The organism is Pseudoxanthomonas sp. Root65 (assembly GCF_001427635.1).
Classification (GTDB): domain Bacteria; phylum Pseudomonadota; class Gammaproteobacteria; order Xanthomonadales; family Xanthomonadaceae; genus Pseudoxanthomonas_A.
Genome location: NZ_LMHA01000002.1, coordinates 887,692 through 905,971 on the forward strand (window position 1 = coordinate 887,692; position 18,280 = coordinate 905,971).

Below are 18,280 nucleotides of genomic sequence, written 5' to 3' on the forward strand. Positions count from 1 at the left end.
GCGGGTGTGATGACAGGCAAAGCGCTGGCGCTCGTGCTGTTGTGTTGCAGCGCGGGCACGCGTGCGCAGGATGAAGCGCAGGCGCCGCTGCTGCATGCGATGTTCCAGGACCACGCGGTGTTGCAGCGGAACAGGCCGATCCCGGTATGGGGCACGGCCGGCGCAGGCGACACGGTCACGGTGACGCTTGCGCGGCAGACGGTTACGACACGTGCGGCGGCGGACGGCCGGTGGCGCGTGGCGCTGCGACCGCTCGCAGCCGGCGGCTCCCACACCCTGACGGTCAGGGCAGGGCAGGCGACCCAGGTCGTGCGCGACGTGCAGGTGGGCGACGTGTGGTTGTGTTCCGGGCAATCGAACATGGAGCTTCCCGTCTGGCGTGCGCTCGACGCCAGCAGCGAGATCGCCTCGGCGTCGTATCCGCGCATCCGGTTGTTCACCGTGCCGCAGGCGGCGGCCGTGACGCCGCAAGCCTCGTTCGCCGGCGCGACCGCATGGAAGCCCGCGTCGCCGGACACGGTGCGCGATTTTTCCGCTGCCTGCCTGTACTTCGCGCGCGAGTTGCAGAAGACGGTCGACGTGCCGATGGGACTGATCCAGGCCGCATGGGGCGGCTCACGGATCGAGGCCTGGACCGGTGCCGCCGCCTTGCGTGCCGGCGGTGGCCGCGATGAGGTCCTCGATGTGCTGGTGACTTACGCGGACGATCCGTCGGCAGGGATCGCGCAGTGGAGTCGACATTGGGAGAACTGGTGGACCACGCGCAAGGACGCCGTTCCCGGTGACCTGCCGTGGCAACCCGACGCATCCGTTGAAGACTGGCACGAGGCGCCTGCGTCGCTCGGCGCGTGGGAGCGCTGGGGCGTGCCGGCCCTGGCGGACTACAACGGCATGGTCTGGTACCGCACGCAGGTGACGCTGACGGCGGCACAGGCTGTGACCGGCGCGACGCTGGAACTCGGCGCGGCCGACGAGACCGACATGACCTGGGTGAACGGCGTGGCCGTCGGCAGCCGCTACGGCGCGGGCGAGGCGAGACGGTATCGCGTGCCAGCGGGCGTTCTGAAGGCCGGCATCAATACCGTCGTGGTCAACGTGCTGGACACCTATCGCGACGGCGGCCTCGCCGGCCCGGTGGAGGCGCAGGCGCTGCGCTTCGACGACGGTACCCGCGCCGTGCTCGATGCGCGATGGCGCTACCGCGTCGCGCCAGCCGCCGAGGCACCACCGGGCGCGCCGTGGCAGGCCGCGACGGGCCTGTCGACACTGCACAACGGCATGATCGCGCCGCTCGGGGATTACGGCCTGCGCGGCCTGCTGTGGTACCAGGGCGAATCCAACACGGGCGAGGCTGGCGCCTACGCCGCGTTGTTGCGCACCTTGCGCGACGACTGGCGACAGCAGTTCGGTTACCGCGTGCCGCTGCTGGTGGTGCAACTGGCCGGCTACGGCATGCCGCCGACCGCACCGGTCGACAGCGGCTGGGCGCAACTGCGCGACGCGCAGCGGCAGGTGGTCGCGGAAGACACGCAGTCGGGTCTGGTGGTCGCCATCGACATCGGCGATGCCTACGACATCCACCCGCCGAACAAGCAGGAACTCGCTCGCCGGCTCGCGCGCGCGGCCCGCCATGTCGTGTATGGCGAGCGTGCGCTGGTCCCGTCCGGACCGACCGCACGCACGGCATCGCGCTCGGCGGATGGCGTGAGGATCACCTTCGATGGCGTCACCGGCGCGCTGGTGACGACCGGCGCGAACGGGCCCATCGGCTTCGAGCTGTGCGATGCCGGCACGAAGCGTTGCGACTACGCCGATGCCGTGCTCGACGGCGCTCATGTAGTCCTGCGCGGCCCGCATGCCGACACCGCCACCCACGTGCGCTACTGCTGGGCCGATGGTCCGGTCTGCACGCTGCGCGATGCCGCCGGGCTGCCGGCCGGTCCCTTCGAACTTCCCCTCACTGCTGCCGAGGTGTCCCGATGAAGCTGTTCTCCCTGCGCATCCCCCAGCACCACCGCCGCAAGACACCCGTGCGACGGAACAGCGTGCGCGGCTTGCTGGCCGGCGCGCTGCTGGTGCTGGCGGCAAGCGGGCACGCACAGACGCTCGCCGCGCCGCCGGTGTACTTCGACTGGTTCGAATACGCCGGTCACGATGTCGCGTTCGAGGCGCCGCTGCCGGCCGGCCATTACCGCAATCCGGTACTGGCGGGTTTCCACGCGGATCCGAGCATCGTCGCGGCGAACGGCAAGTTCTATCTGGTCAACTCCAGCTTCACCTACTTCCCGGGCATTCCCGTGTTCGAGAGCACGGACCTGGTGCACTGGAAGCAGATCGGCAACGTCATCGACCGTCCCACGCAGCTGGATTTCGACGGGCTGAGCGTGTCGCGCGGCATCTTCGCGCCGACCATCGAATTCCATGATGGCGTGTTCTACGTGGTCACCACCGCGACCGACAGCGGCGGCAACTTCATCGCCACCGCGCGTGACCCCGCCGGTCCGTGGTCCGATCCGCACTGGCTGCCGACCATCGGCGGCATCGATCCGTCGCTGTTCTTCGACGACGACGGCAAGGTCTATCTGCTCAACAACGACGAGCCGCCCGGACCGGCGCGCTACGACGGCCATCGCGCCATCTGGATGCAGCAGATCGACCTGGCACGCTTCCAGCCGGTCGGGCCGCGCAAGGTGCTGATCGATGGCGGCGTGGAACCGGAAAAGAAACCGATCTGGATCGAAGGTCCGCACATCTACAAACGCAAGGGCTGGTACTACCTGTCCGATGCCGAAGGCGGCACCGGGCCACAGCATTCGCAGGTCGTCCTGCGCAGCCGCGACGTGTGGGGCCCGTACGTGCCGTACGCGGGCAATCCCATCCTGACCCAGCGCGACCTGCCGGCGGACCGGCCGCTGCCGATCACCAATGCCGGTCATGCGGACCTGGTGGAAGGGCCGGACGGTTCGTGGTGGGCGGTGTTCCTCGCCAGCCGCAACTATCAACTGCGCCACTACAACACCGGTCGCGAAACCTATCTGCTGCCGGTGCAGTGGCGCGATGGCTGGCCGGAGATCCTGCCGGCCGACCAGGCCATTCCTTATGTCGTGAAGGCGCCTTCGTGGATGCGCGGCGAGGCGACGCAGGCGCCGTCCACCGGCAACTTCGTGCATCGCGACGAGTTCGACGGTCCGGCACTCGCTTCCGACTGGTTTCGCGTGCGTGTGCCGAAGCAGGCATGGGCGGACCTGACCGTGCGTCCCGGCGCACTCGCGGTGCACCCGCTGACGGAAGGGCTGGACACCCTGCGCAACCCCGCGTTCCTCGGCCGTCGCCAGCAGCACCTGCGCTTCGAGGCCAGCACCGCGATGAGCACGCCTGCAGCGGGCGTGGCGGCCGGCCTGGCGGCGTTCCAGAGCGAGGCGTACTGGTACTTCCTCGGCGTGCGACGCATGGACGGTGATCGTGTGGCGATCTTCCTGGAAGGCCGTGACGGCAGCGGCGCCACGCGCACGCTGGCCACGCGCGAAGTCGAGGCCACCGACGCACTTCGCCTGAAGATCGAGGGCGACGAAGGCGACTACGGTTTCGCCTTCGACACCGGCGATGGCCGCGGGTGGCAGACCCTGGCCAGCAAGGTCGATGGCACCGTCTTGAGTACCGATCGAGCCGGCGGTTTCGTCGGCGCCCTGCTGGGACCGTTCGCGCGCGACGAGCGCGCTTCGAGGAGCAAATGATGACGACGAAGCCTTCCGTTTCCATCGCCCGGCGCATCGCGCCCGGCCTGTGCATGCTGGCCCTGTGTGTGGCCACGTGGGCGGCACCTTCCGCGCACGCGGCCGACGCGAAACCGTGGCTCGACACCTCACGCAGCTTCGAGGCGCGCGCGGCTGCGCTGGTCGCGGAGATGACGCTGGAGGAAAAGGCGGCGCAGATGCAGAACGCCGCGCCGGCCATCGAGCGTCTTGGCGTTCCCGCCTACGACTGGTGGAACGAAGCGCTGCACGGCGTGGCGCGCGCCGGGCAGGCGACGGTGTTCCCGCAGGCCATCGGCCTGGCGGCGACCTTCGATGTGCCGCTGATGGGCGAGGTGGCCACCACCATCAGCGACGAGGCACGTGCCAAGCACCACCAGTTCGTCCGCGACGGCCAGCACGGCCGCTACCAGGGCCTGACCTTCTGGTCGCCGAACATCAACATCTTCCGCGATCCGCGCTGGGGCAGGGGCCAGGAAACCTACGGCGAGGATCCCTACCTGACCGCGCGCATGGGCGTGGCCTTCGTGCGCGGCCTGCAGGGCGACGATCCGGTCTACCGCAAGCTGGACGCCACCGCCAAGCATCTTGCCGTCCACAGCGGTCCCGAGGCGGACCGCCACCACTTCGATGCGAGGCCCAGCAAGCGCGACCTGTACGACACCTACCTGCCGGCGTTCGAGGCACTGGTGAAGGAGGGCGACGTGGACGCGGTGATGGGCGCCTACAACCGCGTCTATGGCGAATCCGCCAGTGCCAGCAAGTTCCTGCTGCGCGACGTGCTGCGCCGCGACTGGGGCTTCAAGGGCTATGTGGTCTCCGACTGCTGGGCCATCGTCGACATCTGGAAGAACCACAAGATCGTCGCCACCCGCGAAGAAGCCGCGGCGCTGGCGGTGAAGAACGGCACCGAGCTGGAGTGCGGCGAAGAGTATTCCACGCTGCCCGCCGCCGTGCGCCAGGGCCTGATCAGCGAAGCGGAGATCGACGATGCCGTCAGCCGCCTGTTCGCCGCGCGCATGCGGCTGGGCATGTTCGATCCGCCCGAGCGCGTGCGCTGGGCGCGTATCCCGTACTCGGTCAACCAGGCGCCGGCGCACGATGCGCTGGCGCTGAAGGCCGCGCGCCACTCGCTGGTGCTGCTGAAGAACGATGGCATCCTGCCGCTGTCGCGCGACCTGAAGCGCATCGCCGTGGTCGGCCCGACGGCCGACGACACCATGGCCTTGCTGGGCAACTACTTCGGTACGCCGGCCGCGCCGGTGACGATCCTGCAAGGCATCCGCGAGGCTGCGAAAGGCATCGAAGTGAGCTATGCGCGCGGCGTGGACCTGGTGGAAGGGCGCGACGATCCCGCCGCGACGCCGCTGATCGAGGCGGCCTACCTGCGACCGTCCGCCGATTCTCCCGAGCGCGGTCTGCGCGGTGAGTACTTCCGCACCCAGGACCTGTCCGGCGCACCCGCATTGGTGCGCACCGATGCGCAGATCGGCTTCCGCTGGGATCGCGGTTCGCCGACCGACAACCTGCAGGCGCGCGGCGAGGCAGGTCCGGGGCAGGGCGTGCCGAACGACCGCTTCAGCATCCGCTGGAGCGGCCAGTTGCTGCCGCCGGTATCCGGTCGCTACCGGATCGAGGCGGCTGCGGACGACGGCTACCGGCTGTATGTGGACGGCAAGCGCGTGCTCGACCACTGGACCAACAGCGACCGCCTGCGCAGCGATGGTGTGGAACTGGATCTGCAGGCCGGACGCGCCTACGACCTGCGGCTGGAGTATTACGACGCCGAACGCGATGCCGGCGTGCGGCTGGCCTGGCGCATGCCGGGCGCGAAGCCGCCGTTCGAGGAGGCGTTGGACATCGCACGCAACGCGGACGTGGTGGTGTTCGTCGGTGGCCTGACCGGCGATGTCGAAGGCGAGGAGATGACGGTCAACTATCCGGGCTTCGCCGGTGGCGACCGCACCGACCTGCGCCTGCCTGCCACGCAGCGTGCCCTGCTGGAAGCGCTGCACGCCACCGGCAAGCCGGTGGTGCTGGTGTTGACCGGTGGTTCGGCGCTGGCGGTGGACTGGGCGCAGGCGAACCTGCCGGCCATCCTGATGAGCTGGTATCCGGGGCAGCGCGGCGGCACGGCGGTCGCGGAAACGCTGTTCGGCGACGCGAACCCGGCCGGCCGCCTGCCGGTGACGTTCTACACGGCCGACCAGGCAATGCCGGCGTTCGACGACTACACGATGGAAGGCCGCACCTACCGCTACTTCCGCGGTACGCCGCTGTATCCGTTCGGGCATGGCCTGTCGTACACGCGCTTCGACTACAGCGGGCTGCGTACCGACGCGGCCAAGGTGCGCGCCGACGGCCGCGTGCGCGTACAGGTCGACGTATCGAACACGGGCAAGCGAGCGGGCGACGAAGTGGTGCAGCTGTACGTGCGTCCGTTGCAGGCCGGGCCCGGCGATCCGCAACAGGAACTGCGCGGCTTCCAGCGTATCCATCTGGCGCCGGGCGAGCGCCGTACGGTGGCCTTCGAGCTGCAGCCGGAGCAGGCCTTGCGCGGTTACGACGAAGTCCGTGGCGCGTATACCGTGCCACCGGGTCGCTACGAAGTGCGCGTGGGTGGCTCGAGCGCGGATGCCCGTGCACGCGCGACGTTCGAGGTAGAGGCACGATGAGCCTCCCGCATCGCACGCGCCATCCCCGTTGCATCCTTTCCGTTCGCCCAGGATCCCTGACGCATGTCCAGCACTGACCACACGTTGTCGATCCGGGAAAAGCTGGGCTACAGCCTGGGCGATCTGGCGGCGAACCTGATCTTCCAGACGCTGATCACCTACCTCGCGTTCTTCTATACGGACGTCTACCGGCTGCCACCGGCGACGGCGGCGACCATCATCTTCGTGGTGGGCCTGCTCGGCGCGTTCGTGTTCACGCCGATCATCGGCATCCTCGCCGACCGCACGGCGACGAGGTGGGGCCGGTTCAGGCCGTGGATCCTGTGGACGGCGATCCCGTTCGGCGTACTGTCGCTGCTGGCCTTCAGCACGCCGGACCTCGGCGAGCGCGGCAAGGTGGTGTACGCACTGGCGACCTACACGTTGCTGGTGCTGGTCTACGCGGCCAACAACCTGCCGTACTCCGCCCTCAGTGGCGTGCTGACCGGCAGCATGGCCCAGCGCAACAGCCTGTCCGCGTACCGGTTCGTGGCGGTGATGATCGCGCAGTTCATCATCCAGGTGCTGCTGATGCCGCTGGTGCTGATCCTGGGCGACGGTGACCGCGTGCAGGGCTTCGAACGCGTGATGACGCTCTTCGCCGTGGTGGGTACGGTGTTCTTCCTGATCACCTTCGCGACCACCCGCGAACGCATCGTGCCCACGAAGGAACAGTCCGGTGGGGTGATTCAGGACCTCGCCGACCTGGTGCGCAATCGACCCTGGCAGGTGATGCTGGCGTTGACGGTGCTGGTGTTCATCAACCTGGCGTTGAAGGGCGGCACCTACATCTACTACTTCCAGTACTACATGAGCGAAGCGGCCCTTGCCGCCTTCCTCGACAACTCGGGCTTCAACGGTTTCATCGCGACCGTGAATGCCGCGCTCACCGGCGCGGGCCTGGCCGGCTTCACCTGGCCGGAAGATCCGGCCACCTCCACCTTCAGCCTGTTCAACGGCAGCGGGATCCTCTGCATGATCCTGGGCATCGGCATGTCGCGGCGGCTGGCCGACCGCTTCGGCAAGCGCGACGTCTTTGGCGGCGCCTTGCTGGTATCCACGCTGTTCCTGCTGGCGTTCTATGCGTTTCCGCCGACCGCGGTGGCGCTGGCGTTCGGCGCGTTCATGCTGCACGGGTTCTGCTACGGCATCACCATCCCGCTGCTGTGGGCGATGATCGCGGACGTGGCCGACTATTCCGAGTGGAAGAACCATCGTCGCGCCACCGCCATCATTTTCTCCGCCATGTTGTGCGGTTTGAAGATCGGGCTCAGCGTCGGCGGCGCGCTGGTCGCCGGCATCCTGGCGCACTACGGCTACCAGGCCGGCGCTGCTTCGCAGTCCCCGGCCGTCGTCGACGGCATCCGCATGACCGTCAGCGTCTATTGCTCCATTCCCTTCCTGGTCGCCGTGGCGCTGCTCTTCATCTACGAAATCGACAAGCGGATGGAGACGCGCATCGAACACGACCTCGACCAGCGTCGCCGTGCCGCGGGTGCGGCCGCGTGACTCCTACCTCTGACACCATGAACGACACTGCCATCCAAGAAGAAACCCTGCCGAGCGAAGCCGAGCTCGCACATCTGGCGGAACGGGCCATCTCCCCACCGCTGGTCACCCATATCTACACGGCCGATCCCTCGGCGCACGTGTTCGAGGGGCGGCTCTACATCTATCCCTCGCACGACATCGAGAGCGGCGGTGCCTTCGATGACGAAGGCGGTCACTTCGGCATGGAGGACTACCACGTGCTGCGGATGGACAGCCCCGGGGGCGAGGTCACCGAATGCGGCATGGCCCTGCATGTGCGCGACGTCCCCTGGGCCGACAAGCAGATGTGGGCACCGGACGCGGCCTGTCGCGAGGGTCGCTACTACCTCTATTTCCCCGCCAAGGACGGCGGCGGCCTGTTCCGCATCGGCGTGGCGGTCGCCGATCGTCCGGAAGGTCCGTTCGTCGCTGAGCCGGCACCCATCGATGGGGCGTACTCGATCGATCCGGCCGTGTTCGAGGACGACGACGGCACGCACTACCTGTACTTCGGTGGCATCTGGGGCGGTCAGCTGCAGAAGTATCGCGACAATGCGTACGACGCGGCGCATGAAGAACCTGTGGGCGATGCGCCTGCGCTCGGGCCGCGTGTCGGCCGGCTCGACACGGGCATGACGACACTGGCCGAAGCCACGCGCGAGATCGTGATCCTGGATGAGCACGGCCAGCCGTTGCGCGCGGACGATCATGCGCGCCGCTTCTTCGAGGGGCCGTGGGTGCACAAGTACGCCGGCCGCTACTACCTGTCGTATTCGACCGGCAACACCCATCTGCTGTGCTACGCCGTAGGCGACAGTCCCTACGGTCCGTTCACCTACGGCGGCGTGATCCTAGAGCCCGTGGTCGGCTGGACCACGCATCACTCGATCTGCGCATTCGACGGACAGTGGTACCTGTTCTACCACGACGCGTTGTTGTCGGGCGGGGTGACGCACCTGCGATCGGTCAAGTGCACGCCGCTGCACCACGAGGCCGACGGCCGTATCCGCACCATCGATCCGTATGGCGGCTGAGCTGCTGTCGCCGCGCGACGATGCCCTGGCGCCGATGCCGCCGGGCTCGTTGCATTGGTTGCGCGCAGGGCGGCTGGAGGTCTCGCTGGCGCCGGAGGCCGGCGGCCGCATCGCGCAGATCCGCTACGACGGCATGGACTGGCTCATTGGACCGGACGACGGCGTGCCCGCGACCATCGCCTGGGGGTGCTATCCGATGGTGCCCTGGGCCGGGCGCGTACGCGGTGGCCATTTCGACTTCGACGGCCGCCCCCATGCGTTGCCGGTGAACTTCGGTGGGCACGCAATCCATGGTGTCGGCTTCTCGCGGCCGTGGCGGATCGCTACGCTCGACGCCGATAGCGCCACGCTGTCGCTTGCGCTTCCGCGCGATGCCTACTGGCCTTTCGGTGGCACCGCGACGCAATCGGTACGCCTGCTGGGCGATCGCCTGCATCTCGAGCTCGCCGTGCAGGCGGGCGATCAGGCGATGCCCGTGGTGCTGGGCTGGCATCCCTGGTTCCGCAAACCCGAGCGGCTGGAATTCACGCCCACGGCGATGTATCCGCGCGACGGCGAGGGTATCGCCACGCTGCCGTGCGTGGCGCCCGTATCCGGCCCGTGGGACGACTGCTTCATTGCCGGGGGCGAGATTGCGCTCACGCGCGCAGGCCAGCGTCTTCGCCTCATGGCCGACACCGATCATTGGGTTGTCTACGACGCCGCCGCGCATGCGACGTGCGTCGAGCCACAGACCGGCCCGCCCGATGCCTTCACGCTCGCCCCGCGCGTGCTGCATCCGGGGCAACACAAGCGACTTTCCTTCGGGCTTGCGTGGCACACGGTCGACGAATGACAGCGCAGGGCAGGGCGGATCCCACGCTGCCTGCCCCAGACATTGGAGAATGACGATGCGCCCGAGTCGCGGTTACCCGAACACGTTGTTCTGCGTCGCGCTCATGGCGATGGCATCGCTGAGTGCCCCACCGGCCCGTGCACAGGACGATGCGATGAGCGCCATCGCCACGCCGGACCAGCCCACGGCGATCGTGCTCGGCACGGGGCCGTTGCCGGCGGCGCGGCATGCCGAGGCCTGGCATCGCCAGTACGGCAGCGTGTTCGCGCGCAACGTCAGCGTGGCCACGCTCACGCCGTTCCTGCCCGATCCCGCCCAGGCGACCGGCACGGCGGTGATCGTCGCGCCGGGCGGCGGCTTCCGCTCGCTTTCCATGCAGAACGAAGGCTGGGACGTCGCGCGCGCGTTGGCCGACCGTGGCGTCGCTGCGTTTGTGCTGAAGTACCGTTTGGACCCGACGCCGGAAGACCTCGAGGGCTTTGCTCGTTCGATGCGCGACATGCTGTCCGGCCCGGTGCCACCGCACAGGATCGATCCCGCGGCATCGATCGCCCGGCTCGGCCCGCAGATCGCCGACGCACGCGCCGCGTTCGCGCTCGTGCGTTCCCGCGCGGACGCGTGGGGCGTGGATCCGCAGCGCATCGGCATGGTGGGCTTTTCTGCGGGCGCGATGCTGACGCTGGCCACGACGCTCGCAGGCGAAGACGCCAAACCGGCTTTCATCGGCAACATCTACGGCCCGCTGGCACCGCTGGACGTACCGGCGGATGCGCCGCCCCTGTTCGTGGCGATCGCCGCCGACGATGGCCTGTTCGCCGATGGCGGATTCGGCCTGGTCGAACGCTGGCGTGCGGCGCGCCGCCCGGTCGAGTTCCATCTGTACGAACAGGGCGGGCATGGCTTCGGCATGTACGCGAAGCCGACGACGAGTACCGGCTGGTTCGACGCCTTCGCGAGCTGGATGAAGATGCACGGCTGGCTTGAACGGGTAGGGGAGGAGCAACGCGCCAGCATTGAGGAGAAAGCACCATGAAATCGCATCGCACCGTATTCGACCGACTTCTTGTCGCGTGGCTGGCCCTGATCTGGGCAAGCGCCGCCGCCGGGCAGGCGCTTGCTCCGCCCACGCCACGGTCGAACCCGCTGATCCGCGACAAGTTCACCGCCGATCCGGCGCCGCTGGTGGTCGGTGATCGTCTGTATCTCTATGTCGGGCATGACCAGGCGCAGCGCGACGAGATGTTCAACATGCGGGAATGGCTGGTCTATTCGACCACCGACATGGCGACCTGGGTCGACCACGGGCCGATCATGAAGGTGGCGGATTTCGCCTGGGCCAAGGCCGATGCCTGGGCCTCGCAAGCCATCGAGAAGGACGGGAAGTTCTGGTTCTACGCCGCGGTCGAGCACGACGGCACGCAGCCGGGCAAGGCCATCGCGGTTGCCGTGTCGGACAGCCCGACCGGTCCATTCGTCGATGCGAAGGGTTCCGCACTCATCACCAACGCGATGACGCCGAAGGGTACGCACAGCTGGGAGGACATCGATCCCACCGTGTTCACCGACGACGATGGCACCCCGTGGATCGCCTGGGGCAACCGGCAGTGCTACATCGCCCGGCTCAAGCCCAACATGATCGAGATCGACGGTCCGATCACCGAGATCACGCCGCCGCATTTCGAAGAAGGTCCGTGGCTCCACAAACGCGGCGATCTCTATTACCTGACCTACGCCTCGCTCGACCGGGCGACCCACCGCGACGAGAAGGTGTCCTATGCGACGGCCACCTCGCTGCAGGGACCGTGGACGTACCGCGGCGAACTGACCGGGTCGGGCAAGTACAGCTTCACCATCCATCCCGGCATCGCCGAGTTCAAGGGACGCTGGTACCTGTTCCTGCACAACGCCGCGCTCGCGATCGGCGACCAGCACGGCGCCATCGGCCGGCGCGCGGTCACGGTCGAGCACCTGCAGTACAACGCCGATGGCAGCATGAGGCCGGTGGTGCAGTCGGAGGCCGGCATCTCCGTTCCGCCTCCGCGGTAGCGGCGCCGTCGCGCGACGAGGGACAAGCGCGAACGCGCGGCATCTACGATCCCGCGAAGGTAGCTGCGTGCGCACGCGCGGGTTATGCGCCCTGGGTCACAGTGAGGCGTAACGAACCTCTGCGACCATACGGCTTGCAGTCTTCGGATGGCACGCCTTCGCTTGGGGAATGAAGCGGAAGCGTCGCCGGCGTTCCCCACGCGTCCCCACGGAGTCGGTCCCCGATGTATCCCCTTGCCCATGAACGCGGCCGCCGCGTGCCGGTGGTGTTCGTCCTGCTGTCCGCCCTGTCGCTGTCCGCCTGCACCGCGCAGACCGACGAGGCACGCGATGCACCTTTCTGGAGCAGTACGCGGCCGACCAGTGCCTCGCCCGCGCTGCCCCACCTGTCCATGGGCAATGGCGCCACGGCGGCCGCAGCGGAGGCGCAGGTCGCGCCACCCCAGAACATCAACGTGGACCCGGTGCCTTCCGGTCGCTACCGCATCGCCAGCGCATCGAGTGGGCTGTGCATCGAGATCCGCGAGGGCAGCTCGGCCAACGGCACCCCGCTGGTGCAATCGGCCTGCGACGCCACGCTGCACCGTCAGTTCTTCGACATCGCCGAGACCACCACCGGCCAGTACCGCCTGCGCAACCTGGCCACGCAGAAGTCGGCCGACATCCCCGCAGGCTCCGGTGCCGATCACGTGATCGTGCAGCAGTGGGACGACAACGGCAGCGGCGCGCAACGTTTCCGCCTGCAGAGGGTCGACACCAGCGACCGCTACCGCATCGTCAACGTCAACAGCGGCAAGTGCCTGGGTATCGTGGGTGCATCGACGACGGCCGGTGCCAGCGTCGAGCAGGTCACGTGCGCCACGGTCGCCGCGCAGCAGTTCCGCCTGGGCGCGGGCGAGCCGCAAGCGGTGCGGCAGAACGGGTCGCAGCCGCTGATCCCGCCACCGCCGCCGGTGCCGCCGTCGGCCACCTACCAGCCCTTGCTGTGGCCGGACGATGCCGCGCCCATCCACTACACGCAGGACGACGGCACGCTGGTCACGCATGTCGGCGGCCGCGTACGCGACCGGCATGCGCGCGAGCCCATCGTTGACGACAGTTACCAGGTGTTCCCGCCGCACTATTTCGAACGGCGCACGCACGAGATCGTCATCCACGACGACGCCGTGCCCGGCACCTCCGGCGAGCAGCGCATCCTGACGGTCGTGGTGAAGCCGCAGCATTACTGGTACGGCACCAACTTCCGCCATGGCTACATCGGTCGGCGCAGCGAGGATCCGCTCGAGCCCACTTCCGTGGCGCTGTATGCGGACAACGGCGGCATGAAGGTGCTGCCCGGTGGCGTGGTGGCGCAGACCCCCATCGCCAACTACGCGCAGTTCGGCCAGGACCCCAACAGCAACTACACGCCACCGGCCGGCACGCCCGGCAATGCGTTCGTGCTGGTGAAGGAGATCCGCACGGCCGCCAACGAGTCCCATCGGCCGATGCGCAAGGGCGACCTGGTGGAGTTCGAGCTGGGCATTTTCCTGGCGGGCAACCCGGACGTGATCGGCCGCTTCAACTACTACGCGGAGGCGCTGGTCTACCGCGCCGGCTCGCACGGCATCGTGTCGTGGTTCCGCGGCCCCGGCTACGGCGTGCAACGCCCGCTGGATTCGCTGCCCATGCCGGGCGAGGCGCTCAGCGCCGGTCCGTGGATGACCCTGCATGAGGACACGTCCAGCGAACCGTTCCGCATGCTGCAGCAGGCCTCGCACAACATCGCCGGCTACAACATGCAGCCGTGGGCGGAAGGGCGCCGGCTGATCCACACCTCGTTCGCCAGCGGTCGCCATTCCGAGGAGAGCAACACCGTCTTCACCGCGCATGCGGGCAAGACCGCGCCGCGCTTCTCGCAGACGCGCTGCGTGGACTGCCATGCCGGCAACGGCCGCAGTTCGCCCGTGGTCGGTGCGCCGCTGAACCGGCTGGGCGTCTTCGTCGGCGTCGCCGGGGCAGGGGGGCAGGCGGCGGACGCGCGCTTCGGGCTACGCCTGCAGCAGGGCACCTATCGCGAGGCCGGCGCCAACATCGACGGGCGCGAAGCCGAACTCGTGCTCACCGGTTACACCGAGCTTCCGGGGCGCTATGCCGACGGCACGGGCTATGTGCTGCGCCGGCCGAACTACGCGCTGCGCGATCGCGCCGGCCAACCGCTGGCGCTGCCGACGGCGCTGTCGGTGCGCGTGGCGCCGTCGCTGATCGGCCTGGGTCTGCTGGAGGCGGTGCCTGAGCAGCAACTGGAGCGTCTGGCGCTCGCGCAGCGCGGTGATCCGGACGGCGTGGCCGGGCGGCTGCAGATCGTCGCCGATCCGCGCGATGCCGGTGTCAGCCGCGTGGGCCGCTTCGGCTGGAAGGCCGCCGCCGCCACGCTGGAACAGCAGGCGTCGCTGGCGTTCAACACCGACATGGGCGTGACCTCGCCGCAGATGCCGTCACTGGAATGCGCACGCGGCAGCCAGGGCACGGCCTGCGCGCAGGTCGATACCGGCAGCGCCAAGCTGACCGCGTCCGACATCCACCAGACCACGCTCTACCTCAGTCTGCTCGGCGTGCCGCCGCGGCGCGACTTCGACAATCCGCTGGAACAGGACACGCAGGCGCGGGCGCGTCAACTGCGCGTCAAGCGCGGCGCGCAACTGTTCGAGGCGGCGCGCTGCAGCACCTGCCACACACCGGCATTGCAGACCGGGCACCATCGCTTTGCGGAACTGCGCTACCAGACCATCCGTCCGTACAGCGATCTGCTGCTGCACGACATGGGTCCGGACCTGGCCGACACCTACATCGAAGGCCGCGCCACCGCACGCGAGTGGCGCACGCCGCCCCTGTGGGGCCTGGGCCTGGCCTCCGCGATCGACCCCAACGTCCGCTACCTGCACGACGGCCGCGCCGCCACGCTGGAAGAAGCCGTGCTGTGGCACGGAGGGCAGGGCACCGCCGCCAAGCAGCGGTTCGAGGCGATGAGCGCGGAGGACCGGCGGGCGCTGGTGGATTTCCTCAGGTCGCTTTGAGGCCTGCGGGTGCGGGACGGCACCAGACGTCCTTAAAGCTATCTCCCTACCGCAAGAGCGATGTGCGTCTGGCGCCGTATCGACGCTGGCATTCACGGGCAGCGCTCCTGCGGTGACGTTCCGCAGAGAGCACGCCTGTTGGGCAGTGACAAGGCACAACCACCGCATGTGTTCCGAGGCTGCCACACAGGATCTCCGGCTCGGATAAACTGCAGTCAAGTTAGGGTCCGCTTCGCGACTCTCTCCATGACGCTCACTACATGCCGTTCCTGCCTGGGAACACTTCGATGCCCCATCGCTCTGCCGACGTCTCTCCCGACATGCTGGACAGCGAGCGCATTCGCGTTGCGCTGACTGCGGGTGCCATCATCGGGACATGGTTCTGGGACGTGAAGTCCGACAAGGTCACTGTGGACCCGGCCTTGGAGCAGGCCTTCGGTCTCAGCCGGACCAGCGGCGGCTGGAAGCTTCGCGACCTGGTCGGCTCCGTCCATCCTGAGGATCAGTCCGATCTCAAGGCTGCGATCGACGCAGCCGTTGCGCGTGGCGGTCAATATGTCCATCGCTTTCGGACTCATGACGCCAGCGGCGATTGGCGCTGGGTTGAGGCACGGGGCTGGGTGAACATCGATGCAAGCGGTGCTGCCCACAGTTTTCCGGGCGTTCTGATCGACATCGGGGAGACGCGGCGGGTGGAAGAGGCCCGCGATCTTGCCGAAGGCCTGTTGAATACGTTCGTAGAGGCTGTGCCGGGCGTGGTCTACGCAAAAGACAGGCAGGGCCGTCTGCTGATCGGCAATCGGGGAACGACAGAGCTGATCGGCCGGCCACCGGAGGAATACCTGGGCCGGACGGATGCCGAGTTACTGCACAACCAGGCGCAGGCATCGGCCATCATGGCGGCCGACGCTCGCATCATGGCATCCGGCCAGCTCGAGCAGCTGGAAGAGGAAGTGAACTACCCGGACGGGACTCGCGCCTTCTGGCTGTCGACCAAGGCGCCGCTTCGGGATGCGCAGGGTGAGGTCATCGGGCTGATCGGCGCGTCGCTCGACATCACTGACAGGAAAGCGGTCGAAGCGAGCCACCGGGAAATCGAGGAGCGTTACCGGCTGGCCGCCCTCGCCACGAGCGACGCCATCTGGGATTGGCGGATGGCGGACGGCCACGTGATCTGGAACGAAGCGCTGGCCACGCTCTTCGGACACGAACGCTCCGAAAGCAGTGCGCAGTGGTGGCTGGATCACATTCATCCCGACGATCGTGAACGGATCGGCGCCAGCATCCACGCCGTCATCGACCACGGTGGGGACGCCTGGCAGGACGAGTACCGCTTCAAGCGAGCCGATGGCGGATACGCCCACATCCTGGATCGCGGCACGGTGCTGCGCGGCCCGGGCGGCGAACCGGTGCGCATGATCGGTGCGATGCTCGACCTGACCGGACGCAAGGCTGCCCAGGCCGCGCTCGCCGAAAGCGAAGAGCGCCTGCGGCTGGCGACCGAAGCGTCCGACATCGGTTTCTGGGACGTGGACCTGGTCAATGACCTGCTCATCTGGCCACCGCGCACCAAGGCGATGTTCGGCATTTCCGCCCACGTACCTGTCTCGATGGCGGACTTTTACGCCGGTCTGCACCGCGAGGACCTGGTCAAGACGAGCGATGCGTTCGCCGCCGCGTGCGATCCGGCGCAACGGGCGCTCTACGATGTCGAGTACCGCACGATCGGCAAGGAGGATGGCGTCGTGCGTTGGGTCGCCGCCAAGGGCAGGGGACTGTTCGACGGTGAACGTTGCATCCGCGTTGTCGGCGTTGCGATCGACGTGACGGAAAGGAAGGCCGTCGAAACGCAGTTGAAGGAACTCAACGAGCAGCTCGAAAGCCGTGTTCAGGCCGAAGTCGCCGAGCGGATCCGCGTGGAAGATGCGCTACGCCAGAGCCAGAAGATGGACGCGGTGGGCCAGCTTACCGGTGGCATCGCCCACGACTTCAACAACATGCTGGCTGCGATCATCGGCCCCCTCGATCTGCTGGTGGGACGGCTGGATCCGAGCGATGAACGCGCCCGTCGGTACGTCGACATCGCCATGGAGGCATCGAAGCGGGCCGCCCTGCTCACGCAGCGATTGCTCGCGTTTTCGCGCCAGCAACCCCTGCAACCCGAAGCATTGGACGCGAACAAGCTGGTATCCGGCATGTCGGAACTGCTCGCGCATTCGCTCGGTGGCGACGTACAGCTGGAAACCGTCCTTGCCGGCGGGCTGTGGCGCACCCATGCCGATCCCAACCAGCTTGAGAATGTGATCCTCAATCTGGCCGTCAATGCGCGTGACGCCATGCCCGAAGGCGGCCGCGTAACGGTGGAGACGGCCAACTGCCATCTCGATCACGCCTACGCCGACGACAACCCGGGCATCTCGCCTGGGCAGTATGTGCTGATCGCCGTGTCGGATACGGGAAACGGCATGCCGGCCGAGGTCATCGCGAAAGCGTTCGATCCCTTCTTCACGACCAAAGAGGTCGGACGCGGGACCGGTCTTGGTCTTTCTCAGGTCTACGGTTTCGTCAAGCAGTCCGGCGGCCACGTGAAGATCTATTCCGAAGTCGGGAACGGCACGACCGTCAAGGTGTATCTGCCCCGCCTGCAAAGCGCGAGCATCGAGGCTGCGACGTTGGACACCGTTCGACCTGTCCCGCGGGGCGAGGCACAGGAGGTCATTCTGGTGGTGGAGGACGAGGCTGCGGTGCGGCAGTTCTCGGTGGATGCGTTGAGCGAGCTGGGGTATCACGTCTTCGCCGCCGACAGTGCCGCGGCCGCGCTGCGGGTCCTGGAAGCCGAACCTTCAATCGGCCTGTTGTTCACCGATGTCGTCATGCCGGAGACCAACGGGCGAAAGCTCGCCGATGAGGCAACCAGGCGCTGGCCCCATCTCAAGGTGCTTTTCACCACGGGCTACAGCCGGAACGCGATCATCCACAATGGCGTCCTCGACGCGGGCGTCAACCTGATCGGAAAGCCGTTCACGCTCCAAGAGCTCGCGCATCGTGTGCGTGAGGTGCTGGAGGGCCGCTGATCCCAGATGGATCGCGGAATCAATTTGACTCAGAACCGTGAGAAATCACTATCTGTGCAAGGGCCAGGATACGGGGCGCGTAAATCGTGTTCGAAACAGCAATGCCACTGTCGGTGAACCCTAGATAGCGCTCTTCGGGTTTTCCTTTTAAATCAATAGTTTGCGGCGAACAGGGGTCTGTCGCGCTCTAAGCCATGCCCGCCAGGACTCGATCTTAGGTCAGAAATAGGGTCCAGGAC

The 18,280-nt window shown here is 67.6% G+C and carries 10 protein-coding genes; all 10 read left to right on the forward strand.

Annotation, left to right across the window (positions count from 1 at the left end; genetic code table 11):
* Positions 1–99: 99 nt before the first annotated feature.
* Positions 100–1,983 carry a sialate O-acetylesterase gene (locus ASD77_RS14610; protein ID WP_235578556.1) on the forward strand — a complete coding sequence of 628 codons (1,884 nt, stop codon included), beginning with the start codon at positions 100–102 and terminating at the stop codon, positions 1,981–1,983.
* Positions 1,984–2,045: 62 nt separating this feature from the next.
* The gene (locus ASD77_RS14615) at positions 2,046–3,734 is read left to right on the forward strand and encodes a glycoside hydrolase family 43 protein (RefSeq protein ID WP_055943563.1); all 1,689 of its coding nucleotides are present in this window, start codon (positions 2,046–2,048) and stop codon (positions 3,732–3,734) included.
* 53 nt (positions 3,735–3,787) lie between these two features.
* Positions 3,788–6,427 carry a glycoside hydrolase family 3 protein gene (locus tag ASD77_RS14620; protein WP_055943566.1) on the forward strand — a complete coding sequence of 880 codons (2,640 nt, stop codon included), beginning with the start codon at positions 3,788–3,790 and terminating at the stop codon, positions 6,425–6,427.
* 63 nt (positions 6,428–6,490) lie between these two features.
* Positions 6,491–7,975 (forward strand): MFS transporter, encoded by a 1,485-nt coding sequence (locus ASD77_RS14625; RefSeq protein ID WP_055943256.1) that lies wholly within the window; start codon positions 6,491–6,493, stop codon positions 7,973–7,975.
* A gap of 17 nt (positions 7,976–7,992) precedes the next feature.
* Complete coding sequence (locus ASD77_RS14630; protein ID WP_055943259.1) at positions 7,993–9,030, forward strand: glycoside hydrolase family 43 protein; 1,038 nt, start codon at positions 7,993–7,995, stop codon at positions 9,028–9,030.
* Positions 9,020–9,865 carry an aldose epimerase gene (locus ASD77_RS14635; protein ID WP_055943262.1) on the forward strand — a complete coding sequence of 282 codons (846 nt, stop codon included), beginning with the start codon at positions 9,020–9,022 and terminating at the stop codon, positions 9,863–9,865. The genes ASD77_RS14630 and ASD77_RS14635 overlap by 11 nt, the downstream gene beginning before the upstream one ends.
* A gap of 55 nt (positions 9,866–9,920) precedes the next feature.
* Positions 9,921–10,898, forward strand: a complete 978-nt coding sequence (locus ASD77_RS14640) for an alpha/beta hydrolase (RefSeq protein WP_235578546.1) — start codon at positions 9,921–9,923, stop codon at positions 10,896–10,898.
* The gene (locus tag ASD77_RS14645; protein ID WP_055943268.1) at positions 10,895–11,911 is read left to right on the forward strand and encodes a glycoside hydrolase family 43 protein; all 1,017 of its coding nucleotides are present in this window, start codon (positions 10,895–10,897) and stop codon (positions 11,909–11,911) included. The genes ASD77_RS14640 and ASD77_RS14645 overlap by 4 nt, the downstream gene beginning before the upstream one ends.
* Before the next feature lie 224 nt (positions 11,912–12,135).
* Entirely contained in the window at positions 12,136–14,967 is a 2,832-nt protein-coding gene (locus ASD77_RS14650) for a di-heme oxidoredictase family protein (RefSeq protein ID WP_055943273.1), read from the forward strand.
* A 260-nt stretch (positions 14,968–15,227) separates the two neighbouring features.
* Entirely contained in the window at positions 15,228–18,041 is a 2,814-nt protein-coding gene (locus ASD77_RS14655; RefSeq protein ID WP_235578547.1) for a PAS domain-containing protein, read from the forward strand.
* Positions 18,042–18,280: the final 239 nt, after the last annotated feature.